Here is a 24,302-nt window from a genome sequence, read left to right on the forward strand (position 1 = left end):
TCCAGAAAAAAGACGTTACTGAATAAATAGGGTCGTCAGTCTAGATCTAAATTGCCCGAGGCTTGGCTGCGAGAGTGCTTCAAGATGTTGGCAAAAAACACGGCAGGGTGACATCAGCAGGCCATGATCCGAAGCGTACCTCGGTGCCTGGTGAATGCCGCCCCGACCACACTGCAATTGACGGGATGCCGGACGCCCCGAAGGGGCGCCGGCAATCACCGGGTTGACGCAGGGTTCACTGGACCTGGCGGGCCAGTTCCTCTTGCCGGATAAGCCGCTTGTTGATCTTGCCGACACTGGTCTTGGGGATATCGTCCACGATCCTGATCTGCTTGGGGATCGCCCACTTGTTGATGCGGCCACTCTCGACATAGTGATGCAGATGGACCTCCAACTGCCCGGGAGCAATATCTTCGCCGGGCACACCCACCACCAGGGCAATCGGCCGCTCCCCCCACTGCGGATCAGGAATACCGACCACCGCGACCGATGCAACCGCCGGGTGCTCACTGATCAGGCTTTCCAGTTCCAGCGAGCTGATCCACTCGCCCCCGGTCTTGATCACGTCCTTGAGGCGGTCCTTGATCTCCACCACACCCAGCGCGTCGATCGAAGCGATGTCGCCGGTATGCATCCAGCCGTTTTCCCAGAGCTGAGCGCCTTGCTCCGGTTCTTTCAGGTAACCCTGGGTCAGCCAGGGCGCACGCAGCACAATCTCGCCCTGGGATTCACCATCGTGAGGCGCCTCGTTACCGAAGGCGTCGATGATTTTCATCTCGACCATCGGCACCGCCACCCCGGTCTTGATCCTGGCAGCCACCTGGTCCTGCGCGCTTTGCGCGGATTCCGGCTCACGCAAGTGCGTAAGGCAAATCAACGGACAGGTCTCGGACATACCATAGCCACTGTGGACCAGCATGCCTTTTGCCGTCGCTTGGGCCGCGACGCCATGGGTCAAGGCACTGCCACCCAGGAGCAGTTTCCAGCCGGTGAAGTCAGCCTGCATCGCTTCCTTGCAATCGAGGATCATCTGCAGAATCGTCGGTACGCAATGGGAAAAGGTGACCTTCTCATCGCGGTGCAGCCTGACCAGGCTATTGGGTTCATAGCGACCCGGGTAAACCTGCTTGATCCCCATCAGCGTCGCCACATATGGCACGCCCCAGGCGTGCACATGGAACATCGGCGTGATGGGCATGTACACGTCGTCCGAGCGCAGCAACGGCAAGCCCTGGTACACGCCCAGGGTGCCCACGGCGTTCAGGGTATGCAGCACCAACTGGCGGTGGCTGAAATACACCCCCTTGGGGTTGCCCGTGGTGCCGGTGGTGTAGAACAGGGTCGCCACCGAATTCTCGTCGAAGTCGGGGAAGTCGAAGTGCGGCTCACTCCGGGCCAGCAGCGCTTCATATTCGCCCAACACCGGTAACCCGGTGGCGGGTGCGCCGACGTCGCTGAGCTGGATAAAGCCCTTGACGGTCGTCAGCTCGCCATGAATCTGCTCCATCAACGGCAGGAAATCATCATGCACCAGCACCACGTCATCCTCGGCGTGGTTCATGGTATAGAGCACCTGCTCGGGCGAGAGGCGGATGTTGACCGTGTGCAACACCGCGCCAATCATCGGCACGGCGAAGAAACACTCCAGGTAGCGGTGGCTGTCCCAATCGAGCAGGGCCACGGTATCCCCTGCCTTTACGCCTGCGTTGACCAGCGCATTGGCCAGGCGCCTGATCCGCTCATTGAGCGTGCGGTAGTTGTAGCGCAGCTTGTCTGCGTAGACGATCTCCTGCTCGGGCGCGTAGCGGGCCCCCGAGAGCAGCAGGCTTTTGATCAACAAGGGATAGCTGTAAGCGCCTTCTGCGGGCGCGATTATTTTTGTTTTCGACACGGTGGGGCTTCCTGATTCTGTAGGTTGCAGGTCGTCTGCGATGCTCGGGCTCAGAACTGTTCGGCGTCGAGCAAGTACAGCGACTCACTGCCGGCCCTGACCGACGCGGCCAGCGACTCGATGCGCGGCAACAAACGTGCGAAATAGAAGCGCGCAGTCCCCATCTTGCTGGCGTAGAAGTCATCCTGCGCTTCCTTGCCCAGTGCGGCCTTGGCCATCAACGCCCACATGTAGGCGTAGGCGGTGTAGCCGAAGGCATGCAGGTATTCCACCGACGCCGCGCCGATTTCGTTCGGGTTGCCCTTGGCGCGATCCAGCACCCAGGCCGTCAGTTCGTCGAGGCGGTCCAGGGCCGCATCGAGCGGCTTGACGAACTCGCCCAGCGCCGCGTCTGCCGTGGCCGTGAAATGACGGATCTCGTCAGCGAACAGTTGGTAGTACGCGCCGCCCGTGCCCACCACCTTGCGTCCCACCAGGTCCAGTGCCTGGATGCCGTTGGTGCCTTCGTAGATCTGGGTGATCCGCACGTCGCGCACCAGTTGTTCCTGGCCCCACTCGCGGATGTAGCCGTGGCCACCGAACACCTGCTGGCCGTGCACCGTGGTTTCCAGGCCCAGGTCGGTCAGGAACGCCTTGGCGACCGGGGTCAGCAGCGCCACCAGTTCTTCGGCGCGTTTGCGCGTGGCCGGGTCTTCGCTGTACTTGGCCGTATCGAGTTGCATGGCCACGTAGGTGGAAAACGCCCGGCCGCCTTCGTTACAGGCCTTCATGGTCAGCAACATGCGGCGCACGTCAGGATGCCCGATGATCGGGTCAGCCACCTTGTCCTTGGCTTGCGGTCCGGTCGGCGCCCGGCTCTGCAGGCGATCGCGGGCGTATTCCACGGCGTTCTGGTAGGAGCGTTCGGCGGTCGCCAGGCCCTGGATACCCACCCCCAGGCGTTCGTAGTTCATCATGGTGAACATGGCCAACAGGCCTTTGTTCGGCTCGCCGACCAGGTAACCCACGGCTTCGTCGAAGTTCATCACGCAGGTGGACGACCCCTTGATGCCCATCTTGTGCTCGATCGAACCACAGCTGACCGGATTGCGCGCCCCCAGGCTGCCGTCGGCATTGACCATGAACTTGGGCACCAGGAACAGCGAGATACCTTTTGCCCCGGCCGGCGCGTCCGGCAGCTTGGCCAGCACCAGGTGGATGATGTTCTCGGTCAGGTCCTGCTCACCACCGGTGATGAAGATCTTGGTACCGCTGACCTTGTAGGCGCCATCGGCCTGAGGTTCGGCCTTGGTGCGGATGATCCCCAGGTCGGTACCGGCGTGGGGCTCGGTCAGGCACATGGAGCCGGTCCAGACGCCGGCGTACATGTTCGGCAGGTAGGCCGCCTTCAGCTCTTCGCTGGCGTGGGCCTTGAGCGACAGGCAGGCACCGGCGGTCAACATCGGGTACAGGCCGAAGGACAGGTTGGCGCCATTGACCATTTCCTCGACCTGGGCGCCAATCACCTTGGGCATGCCCATGCCGCCGTAGGCCGGATCACCGCCCACACCGACCCAGCCGCCTTCGGCAAAGGCACGGTAGGCTGCGGGGAAACCGTCCGGCGTGGTCACCGCGCCGTCGCTCCAGGTGCAGCCCTGCTCGTCGCCACTGCGATTGAGCGGGGCAATGAGGCCTGCAGCCACCTTGCCGGCTTCCTCGAGCACGGCCGTGGCCGTCTCTTCATCGACCAGTTCGGCCAGGGCTGGCATGGAGGCCCACAACCGGGAGACTTCAAAGACTTCGTTGAGTACGAAACGCATATCGCGCAGGGGAGCTTTGTAATCAGACATGTTTCAAACACTCAGGCAATGTCAGGGCAAGAAGCTGCCCTGATGGATAAAAAGGTTCACGCAGGCTTGGCGACGCGGGCCGGCATGCCGGTATCGCGCAGCAGGAAGTAGGACAGCGCCGGAATCAGGATCAAGGCTCCGAGCATGTTCCAGAGGAACATGAAGGTCAGCAGGATGCCCATGTCGGCCTGGAACTTGATCGGCGACCAGGCCCAGCACACCACACCGGCGGCCAGGGTGATGCCGACCAGGCCGACCACCCGGCCCGTGAAGGACACCGCGTTGCGATAGGCCTCGGCCAATGGCATGCCGCTGCGCTGGTAGGCCAGTTGCACACTGAGCAGGTACAGCGCGTAATCCACGCCGATGCCCACCCCCAGGGCGATCACCGGCAAGGTCGCGACTTTCACGCCGATGCCCATGACCACCATCAAGGCCTCGCAGAGAATCGAGGTCAGCACCAGCGGCAACAGGGCCACCAGCACAGCGCGCCAGCTGCGGAAGGTGATCAGGCAGAACACGATGACTGCCAGGTAGACATAGATCAGCATGGTGCGGTTGGCTTCGCGCACCACGATGTTGGTTGCCGCTTCAATGCCCGCGGTGCCGGCGGCCAGCAGGAACTGGCGATCGTCGGTGCTGTTGGCCTTGGCGAAGCGGTCGGCGATCGCCACCACCGCGTCCAGGGTCTCGGCCTTGTGGTCCTTGAGGTAGGCAATGACCGGCATCACCGAGCAATCGTTATTGAACAGTTCCGGCGCATTGACCGAGGCCTGTTGAGCGGCGTAGTTCAGGACGTCCTGGTTGCGCTGGATGTTGTTGAGCTTGGGGTTGCCTTCGAACGAGCCCGCGGTGATCTGGCGCACCGCGTTGACCAGCGATGAGGTCGCCTGCACGCCCGGGTACTGTTGCAGCTCCCAGGCCAGGCGGTCGGCGAGGATCAGGGTCTGGTAGTTCAGGCAGCCTTCGGCCGGGGTCTTGATCATCACCGCGAACAGGTCGCTGGACAGCGCGTAGTGGCTGGTGATGTAGGCGTTGTCGCGGTTGTAGCGCGAGTCCGCGCGCAACTCCGGGGCGCCACTGTCGAGGTCGCCGATTTTCAGTTGCAGGCTGACCACAAAGCCCGCGATACCCAACACCAGGGCGCCGATGACAATGCCGGTGGCCCACTTGCGCGTGGTGAACCGGTCGAGCAGGTCCCACAGCTTGCCGAAACCGCGGTGATTGTCGGCCCGGGAATCGATCTTCAAGGCACGCTCGGCCGCCTGGGTGCCGACGCCGATATAGGACAGCGCCACCGGCATCAGCAACAGCGAGGTGAAGATCAGTACCGCCACGCCGATGCTGGCGGTAATGGCCAGGTCCTGGATCACCGGGATGTCGATCAGCATCAGCACGGCGAAACCGACGGCGTCGGCCAGCAGCGCGGTGACACCGGCAATGAACAGACGGCGGAAGGTGTAGCGCGCCGCGATCAGCTTGTGGGTGCCGCGGGCGATGTCCTGCATGATGCCGTTCATCTTCTGCGCGGCGTGGGACACGCCGATGGCAAAGATCAGGAAAGGCACCAGGATCGAGTACGGATCGAGGGCGTAACCCAGCCAGGCGACGATGCCCAACTGCCAGACCACCGCCGTCAGCGAGCAGAAGATCACCAGCAAGGTGCTGCGGATGCAACGGGTATAGAGGTAGATGATGACGAACGAGGTGACCACGGCCAGGCCGAAGAACATCATCACCTGGATCAGGCCGTCGATCAGGTCGCCCATCAACTTGGCGAAACCGATCACCCGCACCTTGTACTTGCCCTCGCCCTCCTCCCCGGCCTTGCGCGCCTTGCTGTCGCCGCCGAACTCGATCTGGTCGCGCAACTGCTGTTCCAGTTGCTGGGCGAAGGCATGGTAATCGATGCCATGGCCCGTGGCCGTCGCCGTGTCCAGCAGCGGCACGATCAGCATGGTCGATTTGAAATCGCTGGCCACCAGGCTACCGACGATGCCGGCGCGGTTGATGTTCTGGCGCAGCTGTTCGATATCCTTGGTCGAGCCCTGATAGGTATCGGGCATCACCGGGCCACCCTGGAAGCCTTCCTCGGTGACTTCGGTCCAGCGCACCGACGGGCTCCAGAGTGACTTCATCCAGGCGCGATCGACGCCTTCGGTCAGGAACAACTCGTCATTGACCTGCTTGAGCAGGCTCAGGTACTCAGGGTCGAAAATATCGCCCTCGGTGTTTTCGATCACCACCCGTACCGAGCTGCCCAGGCCGCGCAAGGACTTGCGGTTTTCCAGGAAATTCTGGATGTACGGCTGGCTCTGCGGAATCATTTTCTCGAAGCTGGGGCGCAACTCCAGGCGGGTTGCCATCATGTAGCCCAGCACCAGAGTGATCAGTGCCATGAGCAGCATGAACAGCGGACGATGGTTGAACACCCAACGTTCCAGTCGGTTGCCGGAGCTTCGGTCGAAGTCATGCAAGTCGCAAATCACCGGCATGGTGTCTTGCTTTATATTGCCCATGTCTGGGTACTCACTCTAATGGGTTCAGTTCTTATTCTTGGCCCAGCGCACGCGCACCACGGCTGCCAACCAGCACCAGCGCACCATCGGCGGTCAGGGTGGCGCCCGCGACGGGTGACTGGTTTTGTTGCGCCTGCAATTGCAGGCCACTGCCATCTTTCAAGCTGACCAGCCGGTGCCCGGCCTGGGTGAACAGCTCGTAGCGCCCATTGGCGTCCAGGGTGGCGGCGGTAATGTTGACCTGCAGCCCGGTGCTCAGCGGGCTCCAGCTGGCGCCGCCATCGGTGCTGCGAAACACATGCCCGCGCAGACCGTAGGCCAGGACTTCACCCGGCTTGCCCACGACCCCGAAAAAGCTGCCTTGATAAGGCGAGTGCACGGCCAGGAAACGCTGCTGCGCGTCATCCCACTTGAGCAGCAATCCCTGTTCGCCGGCGATGTACAGCGCGTCGCCCGTGGAGGCGATGGCATTGAGGTGAAAGCCCTGCGGGTTGTCGATACGGTCCTGGAAGGGGGTCCAGTGCTTGCCACCGTCTTCCGTGCGCAGGATCAGGTTGAACACACCCACCACATAACCGACCTGATCATTGGCAAACCAGACATCGAGGAGCGGCTTGTCGGCGCCCTCTTCAATCAGCCGCTGGCCCTCTTCGACACGCAGCGCCCATTGTTCGTTGTTCGGCTCAGCCTGGGCCAGGGCGCCGTAGTGCTTGACCAGCAAGGCGCCGATCTCACGGCCGTCCAGTTGTTTGTTCCAGGTCTGGCCAGCATCGCTGCTGTGCAGCACCACGCCATCGCTGCCAACGGCCCAGCCTTGCTCTGCAGTCGGGAAAGACACGGCATTGAGGTCGGCACTGACCGGCACGTTCACCTGCTGCCACTGGTGACCTGAATCATCGGAATAAAGAATGTGACCACGCTGCCCTACGACAACCAGGCGCTCACCCGCACGGGCCGCGGCGAGCAGGGGGCTGCTCACGGCCAGGGCACTGAGCTGGGCCGGCTGGTCCAGCACGTCGACGAAGCTGGCGGCTTGAGCGATTCCTTGCCACAACACCAGTGCCAGCAATACGCACTTCTTGTACGAACCCATACTGCGTCCTCTTGAAAAAGCCGCGCCGGGAGCACCCCAGGGTGCAACCCGGCGTTGAAGTCAGACGCCCACGGCATGCGGCCACTCCACCGTCAGTGGACCGCAGGGCGCCTTGTCACAGCATTAGCGAATGCCGGCACCCGCCAGGGACTCAGGCGACCATTGCGCCTTGGACAGCGAGTCGATGTAGCGGATACCACCGTAAGGGCCCACCACTCCGTTGATGTTGTAGGAACCGCCCACCAGGTCGTAGATCATGAAAGGCGTGGTGTCCGGTACCTGCTTGTCATAGCTCTGGCTGAGGAAGGCAAAGGAGCCGCGATAGAGTTGGCCACGTGCGTCGTATTGGTCCGAAGCCACAGCGGCCCAGCTGTCTTCATCCAGGTAGAAGCGACGCTTCTGGTAGATGTGGCGCGCGCCAGCCTTGAGGTTGCCCTCCACCACCCAGACGCGGTGTTTCTCCCAGCGCACGAAATCGGGTGCAAGGTGGTTCGGGGTGGTCAGCGACTTGGGATCCTGGGCATAGGTCAGCTTGTAGGTGTTGTAGGGCACGATCATTTCCTGCTTGCCCACCAGCTTCCAGTCGTAGCGGTCCAGCGCACCGTTGAACACGAACACATCGTCGAAGGTCCCGGCACCGGCGGTACCCGGGTTAGGCGTGTCGTAGGCCAGGTTCGGCGCCAGCTTGACCCGGCGCTGGCCAGGCAGGTATTGCCAGGCGCGGCGCGGCTGCTCGAGCGGGTTGGCCGCGTCCTTGAGCATCAGCGCCTCACCGGCCCGGCGTGCAGGGCCGGTGTAGTACAGCTTCATCTGGTAGTACACATCGGAGCTGCTGATCGGCTGTGCCAGGTTTTCGTAGATCGGGTAGGTAATGAACGCCTGTCCGGTGGTGGCCAGGCTCGCCACACCGGCCGAGTCGACGTTCCAGGAGTCGTACTTGGAGTTGATGTTGACGCCCTGATAACGCAGCAGGAAGTTCCACATGGCTTCGCTGCCCGATTGCGGGATCGGGAACGGCACGCCCGGCAGCACATTGTCGATGGCCAACCCGCCCTCAAGGGACTTGGCGCCGCCGGCATTTTTCCGGCTGTTGTCGAGGATGGCCTGGGGCAATGCCACGGAGCGGTGGGTCGGGTAGACATCGATGCGGTAAGTGGGAAAGCGCTTGGCCAGCTCAACCGAAGTGGCGGTGAGCATGCCCTTGTACTGGTCGACGTTCTTGCCATCGATCACCAGCAGTGGCTTTTCACTGGCGTAAGGGTCCGGGCGCATGCTGTCGCCCGCCTTGAAGCTTGCCGGGGCGGTAGTCAGGCCGCCGCTGTAGGCAGGAATCGAGCCGTCGCCGTTACCGGCCTTTTCCGCGCCCAGCAGGGTCAGGCTGGTACCCAGTTTGGCCGCCTCTTGTTCGGATACGGCGGCTTGTGCCTGAGCGGCAAGCATCATGGCCAGGGAAGTGGCCAGCAGCGTTTTCACGAATTTCATTTTGTTATTCTCCTGCTTACATGACTAAGCAATGGGTGAATCAGAAGGTGGTTTTCAGCGTCAGGTACAGCGCGCCACGGTCTTCCGTGGTCGCGCCGCCGCCCGAGAAGGCCGAGTAGCCACCGGCGTAACAGGCATAGTTCTCGTTGCCACTAAAGGCGTTCGGCGTCGAGCCATCGCCACTCCCGGCGTTGGCCGCGCCGGTGCTCAGGCCGCTGACATCGCACTTGTCAGTCTGGCCAAAGGAGTCCACGTACTTGAGGTCGACAAAGTACTTGTTGTAAACGGCGGCACCGACGCCAACCGCATAGTTGCCGGTGTCTTCCGCGCCACCGCCGGAAACCGGCGAAACACCATCGAGGCCGACATTGACGGACAGCGGCATGGTCATATCCACACCCGGGAACACCTGGTACCAGGTCGGCGTGAAGTTGACCGCGAGACCCCAGTTGTCACGGGTCGGGGCATCAATGCCGCGGTAACTGCCCTTGCCCTTGTAGAGTGCCTCGTTCTTGCCATCGAGCTTGAGCAGGTTGCTGTAGTAGAGCTCGGAGAGCAGGACGGCCGAATCGAACAGCGCCGTCTTGGGAATGGTCATCAGGCCATTGAGGGTCCAGTGCAGCGTTTCACCGGTAGCGCTCATGCTGTCCCCATGGTGGGGGGCGTCATAGACAATGCCAGTGGCGTCGGTACGCGGCGGCAACAGGCCCAGACCATTACCCAGCCCCAGCGGGCTGGTGGAGCTGAGGATGGCCGGGATACTGGCCAGCGGCATGTTGTGGCGGATGTTCAAGTCACTGCCGACACTGATGCCGCCAACATCCTTGGACAGGCTCAAGCCGAAGATGTCGATGTCGCCGCCATAGGCCATTTGATAGGTGGCCGAGCTCAACGAGTTCAGGGTATTGACGACAGCCGGCACCTGGCCCGCTGGGCGTGTGCCGTTGGCATTGGCCGAGCTCAGCCCTGTGGCGTTCAACCAGGCCTGCGGCAGGATGTCCGACGTCTTGCGGTAGTAGACGCCGAGGGTGCCATCGAGCCATTGCGGCGACCACTTGGCCATCACGCCCCAGTCGCCCCGCTTGTCCGGTTCCAGGTCATGGCCACGGCGGACGTTGGTCAGGGCGTTGCAAGGCGCCAGGCCGCAACCCAATGGGCTGCCAGGTACCACGCCGTTGGTGTTGCCGAGCAGGAACGACTGCGCGCCAGACCCCACCAGGTCGGAACCGCCGTAGTACGTGCCGGCCTCAGGCAGGCGGGCGGCGTCCCAATCCAGGAAGTACTGGGCACCGACGGTCAACTCTTGGTTGACGGTGAACGACGTCGAGATCTGATTGCGCGGAACGAACAGCTCCTTGGCCTCGGTACCAGGGGACGCCGCCAGCTTGGCCAGGTCCAGGCCGGATTGGCCGAAGCTGACCGAGTGCACAGGGTTGAGCAAGGTCTCGCCCCAGAACACGTTGTGCTGGCCGGCCTTGACGCTGAACAACGACTCTTCGCCCACTTCGGTGCTGTAGAACACGAAGGCATCGAGGATTTCGCCCGAGGGCCCGGTGTAATAACGCTGGGCGTAGTTGCTCAGGTGCGGGCTGCCGTTGCCGACATTGTCCCCGGTGACGCCGGCCAGGCGCGGGTCGTTGGCGATCAGGCCGGACCGTGCGTCATTACCGTTGACGAACGGGTTGGAGTTGGAACCGGTGTTTTCGTAGGCCTTGTCGTACCAACTGGCGGCACTGACGCGAAAGCCCATGTGGTCTTGATAGACCACGTCCATCTCGGTCAGCAGGTCGACACGGTTGGTGATGTTGGTGCCGGACTTGCGGAAGTTGTAATCGCCATCGTTGTTGTTCGGTGTCGCCAGCATGCGCTTGTCCGCGCTTTCGGTACGCACGCCGTAGTTGTACTTGACGGTGTTGTCCAGGCGCACGGCCAGGTCCGGGTTACCGGTATCCAGTTCGACGGCATAGGCACCTGGCATGGCGGCAGCCAGAATGGCCGAGGCCAGCAATGTGTGACACGTGGGTGTGAAGCCGTGACTCTTATTGTTATGCATTGTGTTGTCTCCGCCTTTTTGTATTTGTTTTAAGCGCAGCAGCCCTCGCGCAATCCTTTGATCAAGGCACCTGCGATATTCAGGAGTGAGGGCAATTACCGGTTGGCTTGTGGTCAAACCGGTTCCTGAACTAGCGATCCAGCTCCAGGATGAGGGCTTCAGCCTCTGGCCAATGGCCAAAGCCCGAAGCGGGGTTGAGATGGCCGACCTGGCCGAGATTGCGCAGTTCGGACTCCCAGCCCTGGGCCATGCGAGTGACGGCATCCAGGCTGGCAAGGTGATCGTTGGTGCTGGCGGCCACCAGGCTGCGGAACGGCAGCGGGCCTTTGGGCAGGGGATCCCAGCCATTGGCGCGCAGGCTGTCCGGGGTGGGATAGCCTTGTGGCCAGGCGGCATCGAGGTCGGGTGGCGCGGCCAGCAGAGCGCCCTTGATCGGACGGTGATGTTTCGCAGCCCAGTGCGCCACCATCAAGACCCCGGCGCTGTGGGCCACCAGGATCACCGGACCGTCGATCTGTTCCAACTGCTGCTGGATCGCCCGGACCCGGGCCGCGCAGTCGAGTTTGTCGGTTTCAAGTGGCGGAACGCTACGTACCTTGCCCAGGCGGGCCTCCAGCAGTGTTTGCCAATGCTCGGCCACGTGCTCACGCAGGCCAGGCACGATCAGAACGGTTGCGGCAGTTTGCAGCTTGTCCACTTGAACACCCTCGGCTTCTCGAAGACTCGACTGGCTCGTTGGCCAGAACTTTTTTGTAGTACCGACCTTAAAGACCCCCCATCCGGTGCGCTTTTCATTTGACGTCAGTCACTTTTCTTTTGATGACAGGTGCCATACCGCTCATGCGTTCAAGCAGTTCAGCAGCCAATGCAGGGAATGGAAAGTGACGCCATGCCATTTATCGTGGAGGCGGCCGTTGACGTGGCCTCGAGGTGTCTAGTACGCGGATGTAACGGGTAACTCACATCAAAGTATTTTTCATTTCATGACGCGCTGGCTTATAGTCGAGCGGCTTATTTCCATAAAAACAACACTAGGAAATACCACTGAATGACCAAGCTCGTTCGTGCCGCCGTCCTGACCAACTACCTGGAGGTGGCCCACTACCTGGGGTTCAACCCACACGATTTGTTGGCCTCCGTCGGCTTGAACAAAAACCGGCTGCAAGTGCCCGAACACCGCATTGCGATCGATGCGGCTGTGCGGTTGCTGGAGGATTCAGCCACTGCCAGCGGTTGCCAGAGTTTTGGCCTGAGCATGGCCGAATCGCGCCAGCTCTCCGACTTCGGCGTCGTCAGCCTGTTGCTGACTCACCAGCGAACCCTGCGCGATGCGCTGCAGGTGGTGGTGCACTACCGTCACCTGCTCAACGATTCGCTGGCCATCTTCATCGAAGAAGCCGGCAAGATGGTGATCATTCGCGAGGAAGTGGTGACCGAGGTACCGATGCCCTGCCGCCAGGCCAACGAGCTGGCCATCGGCGTGATGTTCCGGCTCTGCGCCGCCCTGCTCGGCTCCAGCTGGCAACCCTACAGCGTCAACTTCACGCACCAGGCGCCCGACAACCTGCAACTGCATCGACGCCTGTTCGGCTGCAAGCTGGAGTTCGGCAGTGAGTTCAATGGCATTGTCTGCCCCAACGCCAACCTGGACATGACCAACCCCCATGCCGACCCGGCAATGGCGCGTCACGCCCAGCGTTATCTCGACTCGCTGCAAGGCGACCAAGGGCCGTCAACCCTGTTTGAAATCCGCAAGGCCATCTACCTGCTGCTACCGATGGGGCACGCCACCATCGAGCAGATAGCCCAGACCCAGGGCATGAACGTGCGCACCCTGCAGCGACGTTTGAAAGAGGACAATTGCACGTTCAACGACGTGATCAACGACGTGCGCCGCGACCTGGTCCTGCGCTACCTGGAGAACCCGACTTACTCGCTGGGGCGTATCGCCGACATGCTCGGTTACTCCATGGCGAGTTCGTTCACCCGCTGGTTCATCGCGCAGTTCGGCATGCCACCTGCCTCCTGGCGCAGCACGCACAAGCATGCCCCGTCTAGGACACCTGACTGAACAGGCGGCCTCCTCGGTCGACAGGAGTCCAACAGAAAAAAAGCGGTCGGCTGTTGTCACAGCCGCCGCTAAAAAACCGATGCCAGTGGCCCGGTCGAGTGCCGCGCTACGCCATGGAGGCAACGTAGCGCAGCGCTGCTCGTGCAGTACTTGCGGGGAAAGACAGGGCGCCACGCCCCTTGTAGGAGCGAGCACGCTCGCGATGGACGTTAACGATAACGCGTGTTATCTGATTAAACGCGATGCCCTTGAGCTCATCGCGAGCACGCTCGCTCCTACAATTAACTGACTGGCATTAGGCTTACAGCCCCCAATGCAGCAACAACAGCACCAGGGCGACGAGGAACACGGTTTCCCCAACCATCAGCAAGATGGGCTTGATGCCGACGGCCGCCAGCTCCTTGAGCTGGGTCTTCATGCCCAGGGCACTGATGGAAATCACCAGGCACCAGCGCGACAATTCATTGACCCCGCCCTGCACCACCGGCGCCACCCAGCCGGTACTGTTGAGACAGGCCAGCAACAGGAATCCGACGGCGAACCACGGCAGCAACGGCGGCCGCTTGCCGGTAGGGTCGGCGCCCTGCATGCGGGTAATCATGGCGGCGCACAGAATCACCGGCAGCAACATCGCGACCCGCATCAACTTGACCACCGTGGCCGTGTCGCCGGTCTCGGTCGACATGCTGTAACCGGCACCGACCACCTGGGCCACGTCATGGATCGTCGCGCCGAGAAACACCCCCGCCACTTGCGGTGACAAGCCGAACCAGTTGGCAATCATCGGGTAAACGATCATGGCCAGGGTGGACAGCGCCGAGACGCCAATCACGGTGAACAGGGTCGCGCGCTCTTTCTGCGGGTGGTTGGGCAGCGCCGCTGCCAACGCCAACGCCGCCGAAGCACCACAGATCGCCGTAGCGCCGCCGGTGAGCATGCCGAACAGGCGCTGGAAGCCCATGGCCTTGGCGGCCAGCACCGAGACGCCGATGGTCACCACCACCAGGATTACCACCAGAGCCACCGGCTTCCAGCCGAGGGCGGCGATCTGCTCGAGGGTGATGCGCATCCCCAGCAGCGCCACGCCGATACGCAGCACCGTGCGCGCCGTGAACTCGATGCCGGCCTTGCATTTGCTCTCACCGGCGAGAAAGTTCAACGCCATGCCCAGTAGCAGGGCGAACAACATGACCGGTGCACCGTAGTGCTCGGACAAGAAAGTCGCCGCCGCGGCCACGGTCAGGCTGACGATAAAACCCGGCGCCAGTTCGCGCGCGCGGCTATGGATACTGGTCAGAGCGATGGCGCTCATGGCGCGGACTCCTCAGGAACGATCACGATATAGGCCTGGTCGTCGACGACCTCGACCGGGTAGTTGGCAACCTTGAGCTTGTCGGAATTGAGCAGGTAACCACTGGCCAGGTCGAAACGCAGGCCATGGGCACAGCACTGAATCACTCGCCCTTCCAGGCGCCCGCCACACAGCGAGGCGCCCTGATGCGGACAACTGTCGTCGATGGCGTAGAGCCTACCGTCGACGTTGAACAACGCCAGGCTCTTGTCGGCGAATTCGAACAGCGACCGTCCTCCGGCCTGCGGGAGCTTGCCGGCAGGCACGGGTACACGCTGGCTCATGAAGGTTGCCGCTCTTGCTGCAGCGCTTCACACATGGCACCGAACAGCGCTTCGGCAGGTTGCGCCCCACTGATCGCCAGGCGACGGTCGAACTGGAAATGCGGCACGCTCTTGACCGGCCTTGTGTCGCTGCCCAGGTACGGACTGGCATCACCGCTCAGGCAGCCGGCCAGGGCGGCACGGTCGAAACCGCACTCCTCGGCAATGGCCAGCAGTGTATCGGCACAACCCAAGTCTTCACCGCGCACAAAGTAGGCGCTGAACAGACGCTCCAGCAGGGCATCACGCTGGGCAGCACTGCCCAGTACAGCCGCCTGCTCCATCAAGCGATGGGCGTCGGCGGTGTTGGGCATCCGCTCGATACCGCGCAGGTCGATGCTGACACCGACCGCAGCCGCGGCCTGCTGCACCTGGGCCTGACGCATGCGCACAGCCTCGACGCTGCCTAGGCGCTGCAGGTAGAACTCGGCAAAGGGTTCGCCCTGGGGCGGCAGATGGGGCAGCAACTGAACACCCTGCCATGCCAGGTCAACCTCGACATCCGGTCGCTCGCTGCGCAACCGGTCCAATGCAACTTCCAGCTGGCGCTTGCCGATCAGGCACCAGGGGCAAATAAAATCGAAGAACACTTCGACGTGCAAACGATGACTCACGATCTCACCTCTAACGCTACATCTGCGACCGGCGTATTGCCGCGCTCACCCTTCAGGCGAGCAATGTCGTTGTGATAATGGCACCTGGCATAAAAGAACACCGCCGCTGCCGCGATGCTGATCAGTGGTACCAACTGGAAGGCCGCATGCAGGCCGATCAGGTCCGATACCTTGCCGGTCACGAACGGGCCCGGGGCAAGCCCGAGCATGTTGTTGACCAGAGTCAGCGTGGCAAAGGCGGTGCCATGCACCGAGTAATGGGTCAGGTTGGCAACCATGGCTCCCGCAGGGCCGGTGATCCCCGTGGCAATCAGCATGCCCAGGCAGATCAGCACCAGTTGCGCAGGCCCCGCCGGCAGGGCAAAGGCGATCGACAACAGCAGGCAACTGCCCAGGCAATAGGCGATGGCCAGGGTCACCTTGCGTTCCGGCGATTGCTGGCTAAGGCGGTCGCTGAGAATGCCGCACAGAATCATCCCCGCGCCGCTGCACAGTACGATAAGCGCCGCCAAGGCACCGGCCTTGTCAGTCCCCATGTCGTAGTAACGGTTCAGGTAGCTCGGCATCCACACCACCACGGTGGCACCGACGAACAACTGCAGGCCGCTACCGATGTAGGCACTGACCACCGAGCGACTGCAATACAGCGTACGCAGCGGGCGCTTGACCGCCGCCGCAGCCTTGTTCGCCGCCGCCATGGCACGTCGTGGGGCGATGCGCGCCTCCTTGACGATGACCGGATACAGCAACGCCAGCAGCAAGCCGAACAGGGCCATGCCGGCGAACGACCAACGCCAGCCCAGCTTGGCCGCGATCACGCCGCCCAAGGCCATGCCCAACACCGCGCCGAACATGCCACCCGCCATGAAGGCGCTGGCCAGCGTAGCCCGCATATGCTTGGGAAACACGGAAATAACCACGGCGATACCCACGCTGCCATAGGCCGCTTCGCCGACACCCACCATGAAGCGGGCAATGAACATTTGCTGATAGTTCTCGGCCAACGCGCAGCCGAGGGTCGCCAGGCTCCAGAGCATGGCCATCAGCGCCAGGCTTTTGACCCGGCCGAAACGATCTGCGAGCAAGGACAGGGGGAACGTCAACAGACCGACCATCAAGGCGACGATGCCGCTGAGCAGGCCGAGTTGACCGTCGCTCAACGCCCACTCGCTCTTGAGCATGGGGAACACGGCGTTAAGCACTTGCCGCGACATGTAGTCTGAAATCAACAGGCCGAAGGTCAGGGCAAAGACGATCCAGGCATAAGGACGCTCAACCGTGACGGTATCCGGGTCCTCGTCACCTGCTGCAATAGGGTGAAAGGCCATGCTGCCTCCTCAGGCGTAACTTGTATTTGTTTTTATAGGGCATGTGGACCTTGTTACATCAATACGGGGCAAGCGATGCCTGTCGCTTGCCCCGCAGTTCATCAACCGCGCTGTGGTACTCCTTTCTGGCCAGCCTTGCGGTTTGGCGCCATGCCATTGGCCAGCAGGGTTTCCTCGACGGTCTCGTACTGCACACCGATGCGGTAGATTTCCCGCGCTTCCTTGCCGCTGGCGATTTCGCGGCCCAACTCATGAGCGACACGCACGGTCTGCTCGATCTGTTGTACGGAGCTGAAACGCTTGCCGTGGTGATCGATGATCGTGTCTTCGATACCCACCCGTGGGTGCATACCCATGGCCAGCGCCATGGTGTTGAACGGCAATACGTTTTTCAGCAGCGACTCGGCGGTCAGGGTGCAACCGTCCGGCGCACGGTGGATGAAGTTGAAGAAGTTGAACGGATTAGGACCGTCGAAACCACCGCCAATGCCGATCCAGGTCAGGTTCAACGGGCCCTTGTAGACGCCCCTGCGGACCAGACGCTCGAGGGTTTCCATCGCATGCATGCCGGTCAGCTGGAAGTGCGGCTGGATACCGTTGGCCATCAGGCGCTTGAGGTGCTCTGCTACCCAAGCCGGGCCGGCCGGTACGGTCATCTCGCTGTAGGCAGCCTGGTAGGCCGGGTTGGCCAGGGAGGTGCCTTCCAGGTATTCCGGATACAGCAGCTCCATGATGTTCATCTGGGTGGTGTTGATCGCCACCGTGACCTGGTCCGGTTTTGGCGTCAGCTCAGCAAGCATGTGGCGGGTATCGTCGGACAGCCATTTGGCCGCCTCGCCATCGCTCTCGGGGGCAAAGGAAATCGAGCCGCCGACCTGAATGATCATGTCCGGCACCGCTTCACGCACGCCGGCAATCAGTTCGTTGAACTTGGACAAGCGCTTGGAACCCTTGCCGTCCAGCTCGCGCACGTGCAAGTGCAGCACGGTGGCGCCGGCTTCATAGCAGTCAACCGCCTTTTGCACCTGCTCGTCCATGGTCAGCGGAATATCTTCCGGGAAGTCTTCCGGCATCCATTCAGGGCCGTAAGGGGCAACGGTGATCACCACCTTTTCCATGTTTTCGGGGTGCAGGGAATCGTCGAAGAATTGCATGAGTTACTCCAGTGTTTTTATTGTAAGTCACCCGGCAGACTTTGCCGGGGCAGACCAAGAGCAGGGGCTGGCGTTCAGTAGGTCTTGTCGCCAATGATGCCGGCACGCTCCATCTTGCGATGGCAAGGCGGGTAGTCCATGACGGCGTAATGCTGGGTACTGCGGTTGTCCCAGATGGCTATGCTGTTGGGACTCCAGCGCCAGCGCACCTGATATTCAGGGATGTAGGCCTGGCTGATCAGATAGCGCAGCAGGTCGGACGCACCCGGGTTGGCGTCCTGGCCGAAGCGCACCCGGTCAGCGGTGTGGTAGTTGCTCAGATGGGTGGTAAAGGCATTGACGAACAGCACCTTCTCACCGGTTTCCGGATGGGTGCGCACCACCGGGTGCTCGGCATCCGGGTATTGGGCCTTGAGCGCCAGGCGCTTTTCGATCGGCATGGCTGCGCCGAAACTCGCTTCGATGCTGTGGCGGGCGCGCAGGCCGGCGATCTTCACCTTCACGTCTTCGGGCAGGCGCTCGTAGGCCTGCACCATGTTCACCCACATGGTGTCGCCGCCCACCGGCGGGCATTCCACGCAGCGCAACACGCACCCCATCGGTGGCGCCTCGCGCCAGGTGGCATCGGTATGCCAGGCGTTTTCGTAGCGGTCCATGGGCTGGTCCGGGCGCTTGTAGATCTGCACCAGGCCCGGATGCTCCGGATCACTGCCGGCGACCGGATGATCCTCCAGCTCGCCGAAACGGCGAGCGAAGGCAACGTGTTCGGCGCGCGTGATGTCCTGGTCGCGCAGGAACAGCACACGGTGCTTGACCAGCTGGGCACGAATCTCGGCAAAAAGGCCGTCGTCGTGGATGGCGTCAGAGAGGTTGACGCCTATGAGTTGTGCACCAATGTTGCAAGTTAATTGTTCTACTTTCATGGCAACAGGCTTCCTCAGATTCCTCAGATTACGAAAATCGACGACCCCGTGGTTTTGCGAGATTCCAGGTCACGGTGGGCCTGCACGGCATCCTGCAAGGCGTAGTGCTGGTTGATTTCGATCTTGATTCGACCGCTGCCCACGTGGTCGAACAACTCACCAGCCAGGGCGGCTTTTTCCGCCGGGTCTGAAATGTAGTCAGCCAGCGCCGGACGGGTCAGGAACAGCGACCCTTTCATCGCCAGCAGCACCGGGTCAAAGGCCGGGATCGGGCCGGACGCGGTACCCACGCACACCATCAGGCCACGGCGCTTGAGCGAGTCGAGCGAGCCCATGAAAGTGTTCTTGCCGACGCTGTCGAACACCACGTTGACGCCAACGCCGTCAGTCAGCTCGCGAACGCGCGGGGCGACGTCTTCATGGCTGTAATTGATGATGTGGTCGCAACCGTGGGCCTTGGCGATTTCGCCCTTGCCTTCGGTGGAGACGGTACCGATCACGGTCAGGCCGAGCAGCTTGGCCCACTGCGAGACGATCAGGCCCACACCACCGGCGGCGGCGTGCAGCAAAATGGTATCCCCGGGCTTGAAGTCGTAGAGACGACGCATCAGGTACGAAGACGTCAAGCCGCGCATGGTCATGGCCGCGGCGGTCTCGAAACTGATGGTTTCAGGCAGCTTGATCAGCGGTGCCGCCGGAATCAGGCGTTCGGTGCTGTAGGCACCCAGGGTGTTGAGAAAGCCCGTGTAAGTGACACGATCCCCAACCGCGACATGGGTCACGCCCTCGCCGACGGCCTGCACCACACCGGAAGCCTCGACCCCCATGCCGTTGGCGAGCGGGATCGGGTAGGTACCGTTGCGGAAGTAAGTGTCGGCATAGTTCAGCCCGACCGCCACGTGACGAAGTCGAACCTGACCCGGGCCTGGGTCGCCTACCTCGACATCTTCATAGCGAAGGACTTCGGGACCACCGGTTTCGTAGAAGCGTACGGCTTTGGCCATGCCTGTTTTTCTCCAATCTGCGATTTTGGCGTATGCCTGGAATTGCGTTGATTGGACTGTAGGCCGCAGGCTGACCGAACGCTTCTCATCAGACGACAAGGGCTTTTCATTTCATGACAAGGTTCCACGAGGGTTTCGACGCCGGCGGGGCTGATCATTTCAGCGTTACCGCCGCCCCGTGAGGCGTCGCTGTCATTCAGAAAAAAAGATCTACACTCGGGAAAATCCATAAAAACAGCCCACCGGGTTTTCCTGTAAGCGGCAAGTTTCATGCGTCAGGAAAAAGCCGAATGCGGACATGCTCCTCTCTTGGGGCTTGCAGCTACTCTTAATACAAATAAAAAAGAGGAAGTCCCCATGCTCCTGCATAAAACCGCACTGTTTAGTGCAATCGCCACCGCACTGCTGGCCAGTGCCAGTGTTCAGGCCGCCGAACCGCTGAAGGCCGTTGGCGCTGGCGAAGGCCAGCTGGATATCGTCGCCTGGCCGGGCTACATCGAACGGGGCGAAAGCGACAAGGCGTACGACTGGGTGACCGGTTTCGAGAAGGAAACCGGCTGCAAGGTCAACGTCAAGACCGCGGCCACCTCCGATGAAATGGTCAGCCTGATGGCCAAGGGCGGTTACGACCTGGTGACCGCTTCTGGCGACGCCTCGCTGCGCCTGATCGTCGGCAAGCGCGTGCAGCCGATCAACACCAGCCTGATCCCGAACTGGAAAAACCTCGACCCACGCTTGAAGGATGCCCCTTGGTACGTGGTCAACAAACAGACCTTTGGCACGCCCTACCAATGGGGCCCGAACGTATTGATGTACAACACCACGGTGTTCAAGCAGGCGCCCACCAGCTGGAGCGTGGTGTTCAACGCACAAAACCTGCCGGACGGCAAAGCCAACAAGGGTCGCGTGCAAGCCTATGACGGCCCGATCTACATCGCCGACGCGGCGCTGTACCTGAAGACTGCCAAGCCGGAACTGGGCATCCAGAACCCGTATGAACTGACGGAAACCCAGTACAAGGCCGTGCTCGACCTGCTGCGGGCGCAGCAGCCGTTGATCCACCGCTACTGGCATGACGCAACGGTGCAGATGAGTGACTTCAAGAACGAAGGCGTGGTGGCCTCCGGCGCCTGGCCTTATCAGGTCAACGGCCTGGTGAACGAGAAACAGCCCATCGCCTCCACCATCCCGAAAGAAGGCGCCACCGGCTGGGCCGACACCACCATGCTGCACGCCGAAGCCAAGCACCCGAACTGCGCGTACAAGTGGATGGACTGGTCGCTGCAACCGAAAGTCCAGGGCGACGTCGCCGCCTGGTTCGGCTCGCTGCCAGCCGTGCCCGCCGCCTGTCAGGGCAGTGAACTGCTGGGCGCCGAAGGGTGCAAGACCAACGGCTTCGACCAGTTCGACAAGATCGCCTTCTGGAAAACCCCGCAGGCTGAAGGCGGCAAGTTCGTACCGTACAGCCGCTGGACCCAGGACTACATCGCGATCATGGGCGGTAGATAAAAGTCATTCCGGTAGCTGCTGCGCGTCGATTATCCGCGCCCGGGCAGTGCTCGCATCCTCACGTACTGACGTACGCTCCGGGTGCTGTGCGCTGGCCGAACACGGCTAATCGCCGCTCGCGACGCTCCCTGAACGACTTTTCCACCTCCATCGCTTTGCCAAAAGCAGAATTGATTTTCGATTGATAGAGTTTTCAGACGTCCAGGCAGGGCCGCTGTGACGGCCCTCGCCTTTTGGGAGCACCGCACCATGACGCTTGCAGTCCAGTTCACCAACGTTTCCCGTCTGTTCGGCGAAGTGAAAGCCGTAGACCGGGTTTCCATCGACATCCAGGACGGCGAGTTCTTTTCCATGCTCGGCCCATCCGGCTCGGGCAAAACCACCTGCCTGCGCCTGATCGCCGGCTTCGAACAACCAAGCACCGGCTCCATCCGTATCCACGGCGAAGAAGCCGCCGGATTACCGCCCTATCAGCGTGACGTGAACACCGTGTTCCAGGATTACGCGCTGTTCCCGCACATGAACGTTCGCGAGAACGTCGCCTACGGATTGAAGGTCAAGGGCGTCGGCAAGACCGAGCGCCTCAAGCGTGCCGAAGAGGCCTTGGACATGGTCGCCCTCGGCGGCTACGGCGAGCGCAAGCCGGTGCAACTGTCGGGCGGCCAGCGTCAGCGCGTGGCTCTGGCCCGCGCCCTGGTCAATCGCCCCCGGGTCCTGCTGCTCGACGAACCGCTGGGGGCATTGGACCTGAAACTGCGTGAGCAAATGCAGGGCGAACTGAAGAAGCTCCAGCGCCAGCTGGGTATTACCTTCATCTTCGTCACCCACGACCAGACCGAAGCCCTGTCGATGTCCGACCGCGTGGCGGTGTTCAACAAGGGGCACATCGAGCAGGTCGATACCCCGCGTAACCTGTACATGAAACCGGCGACCACTTTTGTTGCCGAGTTCGTCGGCACCTCCAACGTGATTCGTGGCGAACTGGCGCAACAGCTGAACGGCAACGCCCAACCCTTCTCGATCCGTCCGGAACACGTGCGTTTCGCTGAAGGCCCGCTGGCCAGCCATGAGATCGAAGTCAGCGGCCTGCTGCACGATATCCAGTACCAGGGCAGCGCCACACGCTACGAGCTGAAGCTGGAAAACGGCCAGACCCTGAACATCAGCAAGGCCAATAACCAGTGGAGCGACAGCGGCGCCCAGCACCAGACCGGGCAACGCATCAGCGCACGCTGGGCGCGCGAGGCCATGATTCCATTACACGACACCCTGGTGAGCGGGGTATGAGATGAACACTGTGGCACTGACCCGAACACCCTCCGGCGGCTCACCGTTGCGCAGGCTCTCCAACCTGCTGTATCGCCGGCCCAACCTGTACCTCTCGATGCTGCTGGTACCGCCACTGCTGTGGTTCGGCGCGATCTATCTGGGATCGCTGCTGACCTTGCTGTGGCAGGGTTTCTACACCTTCGACGACTTCACCATGGCGGTCACGCCAGACCTGACCCTGGCGAACTTCACGGCACTGTTCCAGCCGTCCAACTTCGACATCATCCTGCGCACCCTGAGCATGGCCATCGTGGTCTCGATCGCCAGCGCCATCGTCGCGTTCCCGATTGCCTACTACATGGCGCGCTACACCACCGGCAAGACCAAGGCGTTTTTCTACATCGCGGTGATGATGCCGATGTGGGCCAGCTACATCGTCAAGGCTTACGCCTGGACCTTGCTGCTGGCCAAAGGTGGCGTGGCCCAGTGGTTCGTTCAGTACCTGGGGCTGGAACCGGTGCTGCAGTTCATCCTGGGCATTCCCGGTGTCGGCGGCAGCACCCTGTCGACCTCGCACCTTGGACGCTTCATGGTGTTCGTCTACATCTGGTTGCCGTTCATGATCCTGCCGATCCAGGCGTCACTGGAGCGCTTGCCGCCGTCGTTGCTGCAAGCCTCCGCCGACCTGGGGGCCAAACCGCGCCAGACTTTCATGCAAGTGACTCTGCCGCTGTCGATTCCCGGTATCGCCGCCGGCTCCATCTTCACCTTCTCCCTGACCCTGGGCGACTTCATCGTGCCGCAACTGGTGGGCCCACCGGGCTACTTCGTCGGCAGCATGGTCTACGCCCAGCAGGGCGCGATCGGCAACATGCCAATGGCCGCGGCCTTCACCCTGGTGCCCATCGTGCTGATTGCCATCTACCTGTCCATCGTCAAACGCCTGGGGGCCTTCGATGCGCTCTGACTCTTCCTCCCAAGGGCAGGCCTCTTTAGGCTTGCGCATCGCCGCCTGGGGCGGGTTGGTGTTCCTGCACTTCCCGATCCTGATCATCTTCCTGTACGCCTTCAACACCGAAGACGCCGCGTTCAGCTTCCCGCCCAAGGGCTTCACCCTGAAGTGGATCGCCGTGGCGTTCTCACGGCCCGATGTGCTGGAAGCCATCAAGCTGTCGCTGCAGATCGCCTCGATTGCCACGCTGATCGCCATGGTCCTTGGCACCCTGGCGTCGGCGGCGCTGTACCGCCGTGACTTCTTCGGCAAGCAGGGCATTTCGCTGATGCTGATCCTGCCGATTGCGCTGCCGGGGATCATCACCGGGATTGCCTTGCTGGCGACGTTCAAGACCTTGGGGATAGAACCGGGGATGTTCACCATCATCGTCGGTCACGCGACCTTCTGCGTGGTGATCGTCTACAACAACGTCATTGCCCGCCTGCGGCGTACGTCCCACAGCCTGATCGAAGCCTCGATGGACCTGGGCGCCGACGGTTGGCAGACCTTCCGCTACATCATCCTGCCGAACCTCGGCTCGGCGTTGCTGGCCGGCGGCATGCTGGCGTTTGCGTTGTCGTTCGATGAAATCATCGTCACCACCTTCACCGCCGGCCACGAACGTACCTTGCCGCTGTGGCTGCTCAATCAACTGAGCCGCCCGCGGGACGTACCGGTGACCAACGTGGTGGCGATGCTGGTGATGATCGTGACCATGCTGCCGATCCTCGGCGCCTATTACCTGACTCGCGGTGGCGAAAGCGTCGCGGGCAGTGGTGGTAAATAACTGACAACCCTTTCTTACTGTGGAAACGGTTTGGTGTAGGAGCAGCCGGTCGACGCCCGAGTGCTCGCGAAGAACGTTAACGATGACGAGGGCTGTCTGGATGAGCGC

General features: G+C 61.8%; 19 protein-coding genes. 5 read left to right on the forward strand and 14 right to left on the reverse strand.

Going from position 1 to position 24,302, the window contains the following annotated elements; all coding sequences use genetic code 11:
• Positions 1 to 235: 235 nt before the first annotated feature.
• From CKW29_RS18730 to CKW29_RS18760, 7 genes are all read right to left on the reverse strand, one after another.
• Positions 236 to 1,891 (reverse strand): fatty acid--CoA ligase, encoded by a 1,656-nt coding sequence (locus CKW29_RS18730; protein WP_095146497.1) that lies wholly within the window; start codon positions 1,889 to 1,891, stop codon positions 236 to 238.
• A gap of 50 nt (positions 1,892 to 1,941) precedes the next feature.
• On the reverse strand, positions 1,942 to 3,720 hold the full coding sequence (locus CKW29_RS18735) for an acyl-CoA dehydrogenase C-terminal domain-containing protein (RefSeq protein ID WP_095146496.1): 1,779 nt from the start codon (positions 3,718 to 3,720) through the stop codon (positions 1,942 to 1,944).
• Positions 3,721 to 3,776: 56 nt separating this feature from the next.
• Positions 3,777 to 6,239, reverse strand: coding sequence for an RND family transporter (locus CKW29_RS18740; protein WP_095146495.1), 2,463 nt, complete (start codon positions 6,237 to 6,239; stop codon positions 3,777 to 3,779).
• 31 nt (positions 6,240 to 6,270) lie between these two features.
• Positions 6,271 to 7,332: a YCF48-related protein gene (locus tag CKW29_RS18745; RefSeq protein WP_095146494.1), complete on the reverse strand. Its 1,062-nt coding sequence runs from the start codon at positions 7,330 to 7,332 to the stop codon at positions 6,271 to 6,273.
• Between the two features lie 123 nt (positions 7,333 to 7,455).
• Complete coding sequence (locus CKW29_RS18750; RefSeq protein ID WP_095146493.1) at positions 7,456 to 8,814, reverse strand: DUF1329 domain-containing protein; 1,359 nt, start codon at positions 8,812 to 8,814, stop codon at positions 7,456 to 7,458.
• Positions 8,815 to 8,854: 40 nt separating this feature from the next.
• Positions 8,855 to 10,867, reverse strand: coding sequence for a DUF1302 domain-containing protein (locus tag CKW29_RS18755; protein ID WP_095146492.1), 2,013 nt, complete (start codon positions 10,865 to 10,867; stop codon positions 8,855 to 8,857).
• A gap of 130 nt (positions 10,868 to 10,997) precedes the next feature.
• A complete protein-coding gene (locus tag CKW29_RS18760; protein WP_095146491.1) occupies positions 10,998 to 11,564 on the reverse strand; it encodes an alpha/beta hydrolase in 567 nt (188 codons plus the stop codon).
• A 351-nt stretch (positions 11,565 to 11,915) separates the two neighbouring features.
• Between CKW29_RS18760 and CKW29_RS18765 the strand changes: the two genes are divergently transcribed.
• Positions 11,916 to 12,938, forward strand: coding sequence for an AraC family transcriptional regulator (locus CKW29_RS18765; RefSeq protein WP_095148928.1), 1,023 nt, complete (start codon positions 11,916 to 11,918; stop codon positions 12,936 to 12,938).
• Between the two features lie 301 nt (positions 12,939 to 13,239).
• Here the strand turns inward: CKW29_RS18765 and CKW29_RS18770 are convergent, their stop codons facing one another.
• The 7 genes from CKW29_RS18770 to CKW29_RS18800 all read right to left on the reverse strand — a co-directional run bounded on the left by CKW29_RS18770 (position 13,240) and on the right by CKW29_RS18800 (position 19,635).
• Positions 13,240 to 14,250 carry a YeiH family protein gene (locus CKW29_RS18770; RefSeq protein WP_095148929.1) on the reverse strand — a complete coding sequence of 337 codons (1,011 nt, stop codon included), beginning with the start codon at positions 14,248 to 14,250 and terminating at the stop codon, positions 13,240 to 13,242.
• The gene (locus CKW29_RS18775; protein WP_095077539.1) at positions 14,247 to 14,573 is read right to left on the reverse strand and encodes a Rieske 2Fe-2S domain-containing protein; all 327 of its coding nucleotides are present in this window, start codon (positions 14,571 to 14,573) and stop codon (positions 14,247 to 14,249) included. Before CKW29_RS18775 ends, CKW29_RS18770 begins: the two co-directional genes overlap by 4 nt.
• On the reverse strand, positions 14,570 to 15,226 hold the full coding sequence (locus CKW29_RS18780; RefSeq protein ID WP_095146488.1) for a DsbA family oxidoreductase: 657 nt from the start codon (positions 15,224 to 15,226) through the stop codon (positions 14,570 to 14,572). Before CKW29_RS18780 ends, CKW29_RS18775 begins: the two co-directional genes overlap by 4 nt.
• On the reverse strand, positions 15,223 to 16,554 hold the full coding sequence (locus CKW29_RS18785; protein WP_095146487.1) for an MFS transporter: 1,332 nt from the start codon (positions 16,552 to 16,554) through the stop codon (positions 15,223 to 15,225). Before CKW29_RS18785 ends, CKW29_RS18780 begins: the two co-directional genes overlap by 4 nt.
• A gap of 101 nt (positions 16,555 to 16,655) precedes the next feature.
• Complete coding sequence (locus CKW29_RS18790) at positions 16,656 to 17,708, reverse strand: 3-keto-5-aminohexanoate cleavage protein (RefSeq protein ID WP_095146486.1); 1,053 nt, start codon at positions 17,706 to 17,708, stop codon at positions 16,656 to 16,658.
• 74 nt (positions 17,709 to 17,782) lie between these two features.
• Positions 17,783 to 18,631: a TauD/TfdA family dioxygenase gene (locus tag CKW29_RS18795; protein ID WP_095146485.1), complete on the reverse strand. Its 849-nt coding sequence runs from the start codon at positions 18,629 to 18,631 to the stop codon at positions 17,783 to 17,785.
• 23 nt (positions 18,632 to 18,654) lie between these two features.
• Entirely contained in the window at positions 18,655 to 19,635 is a 981-nt protein-coding gene (locus CKW29_RS18800) for a quinone oxidoreductase (protein ID WP_095146484.1), read from the reverse strand.
• A 357-nt stretch (positions 19,636 to 19,992) separates the two neighbouring features.
• Between CKW29_RS18800 and ydcS the strand changes: the two genes are divergently transcribed.
• The 4 genes from ydcS to CKW29_RS18820 all read left to right on the forward strand — a co-directional run bounded on the left by ydcS (position 19,993) and on the right by CKW29_RS18820 (position 24,194).
• On the forward strand, positions 19,993 to 21,144 hold the full coding sequence (gene ydcS / locus CKW29_RS18805) for a putative ABC transporter substrate-binding protein YdcS (protein ID WP_095146483.1): 1,152 nt from the start codon (positions 19,993 to 19,995) through the stop codon (positions 21,142 to 21,144).
• Between the two features lie 249 nt (positions 21,145 to 21,393).
• Entirely contained in the window at positions 21,394 to 22,431 is a 1,038-nt protein-coding gene (locus tag CKW29_RS18810; RefSeq protein ID WP_095146482.1) for an ABC transporter ATP-binding protein, read from the forward strand.
• Between the two features lies 1 nt (position 22,432).
• Positions 22,433 to 23,380 carry an ABC transporter permease gene (locus tag CKW29_RS18815; protein WP_095146481.1) on the forward strand — a complete coding sequence of 316 codons (948 nt, stop codon included), beginning with the start codon at positions 22,433 to 22,435 and terminating at the stop codon, positions 23,378 to 23,380.
• Positions 23,370 to 24,194, forward strand: a complete 825-nt coding sequence (locus CKW29_RS18820; protein ID WP_095146480.1) for an ABC transporter permease — start codon at positions 23,370 to 23,372, stop codon at positions 24,192 to 24,194. Before CKW29_RS18815 ends, CKW29_RS18820 begins: the two co-directional genes overlap by 11 nt.
• The last annotated feature ends 108 nt before the right edge of the window (positions 24,195 to 24,302 follow it).

It is taken from the genome of Pseudomonas sp. Irchel s3a18 (genome assembly GCF_900187535.1).
GTDB lineage: Bacteria > Pseudomonadota > Gammaproteobacteria > Pseudomonadales > Pseudomonadaceae > Aquipseudomonas.

What these genes read in the sequence shown, in the direction of transcription:
- CKW29_RS18765 (WP_095148928.1), top strand. Translation starts at nt 11,916, where the DNA reads ATGACCAAGCTCGTTCGTGCCGCCGTCCTGACCAACTACCTGGAGGTG.
- CKW29_RS18770 (WP_095148929.1), bottom strand. Translation starts at nt 14,250, where the DNA reads ATGAGCGCCATCGCTCTGACCAGTATCCATAGCCGCGCGCGCGAACTG.
- CKW29_RS18815 (WP_095146481.1), top strand. Translation starts at nt 22,433, where the DNA reads ATGAACACTGTGGCACTGACCCGAACACCCTCCGGCGGCTCACCGTTG.
- CKW29_RS18810 (WP_095146482.1), top strand. Translation starts at nt 21,394, where the DNA reads ATGACGCTTGCAGTCCAGTTCACCAACGTTTCCCGTCTGTTCGGCGAA.
- CKW29_RS18740 (WP_095146495.1), bottom strand. Translation starts at nt 6,239, where the DNA reads ATGGGCAATATAAAGCAAGACACCATGCCGGTGATTTGCGACTTGCAT.
- CKW29_RS18790 (WP_095146486.1), bottom strand. Translation starts at nt 17,708, where the DNA reads ATGCAATTCTTCGACGATTCCCTGCACCCCGAAAACATGGAAAAGGTG.
- CKW29_RS18750 (WP_095146493.1), bottom strand. Translation starts at nt 8,814, where the DNA reads ATGAAATTCGTGAAAACGCTGCTGGCCACTTCCCTGGCCATGATGCTT.
- CKW29_RS18800 (WP_095146484.1), bottom strand. Translation starts at nt 19,635, where the DNA reads ATGGCCAAAGCCGTACGCTTCTACGAAACCGGTGGTCCCGAAGTCCTT.
- CKW29_RS18745 (WP_095146494.1), bottom strand. Translation starts at nt 7,332, where the DNA reads ATGGGTTCGTACAAGAAGTGCGTATTGCTGGCACTGGTGTTGTGGCAA.
- CKW29_RS18775 (WP_095077539.1), bottom strand. Translation starts at nt 14,573, where the DNA reads ATGAGCCAGCGTGTACCCGTGCCTGCCGGCAAGCTCCCGCAGGCCGGA.
- ydcS (WP_095146483.1), top strand. Translation starts at nt 19,993, where the DNA reads ATGCTCCTGCATAAAACCGCACTGTTTAGTGCAATCGCCACCGCACTG.
- CKW29_RS18735 (WP_095146496.1), bottom strand. Translation starts at nt 3,720, where the DNA reads ATGTCTGATTACAAAGCTCCCCTGCGCGATATGCGTTTCGTACTCAAC.
- CKW29_RS18795 (WP_095146485.1), bottom strand. Translation starts at nt 18,631, where the DNA reads ATGAAAGTAGAACAATTAACTTGCAACATTGGTGCACAACTCATAGGC.
- CKW29_RS18755 (WP_095146492.1), bottom strand. Translation starts at nt 10,867, where the DNA reads ATGCATAACAATAAGAGTCACGGCTTCACACCCACGTGTCACACATTG.
- CKW29_RS18785 (WP_095146487.1), bottom strand. Translation starts at nt 16,554, where the DNA reads ATGGCCTTTCACCCTATTGCAGCAGGTGACGAGGACCCGGATACCGTC.
- CKW29_RS18820 (WP_095146480.1), top strand. Translation starts at nt 23,370, where the DNA reads ATGCGCTCTGACTCTTCCTCCCAAGGGCAGGCCTCTTTAGGCTTGCGC.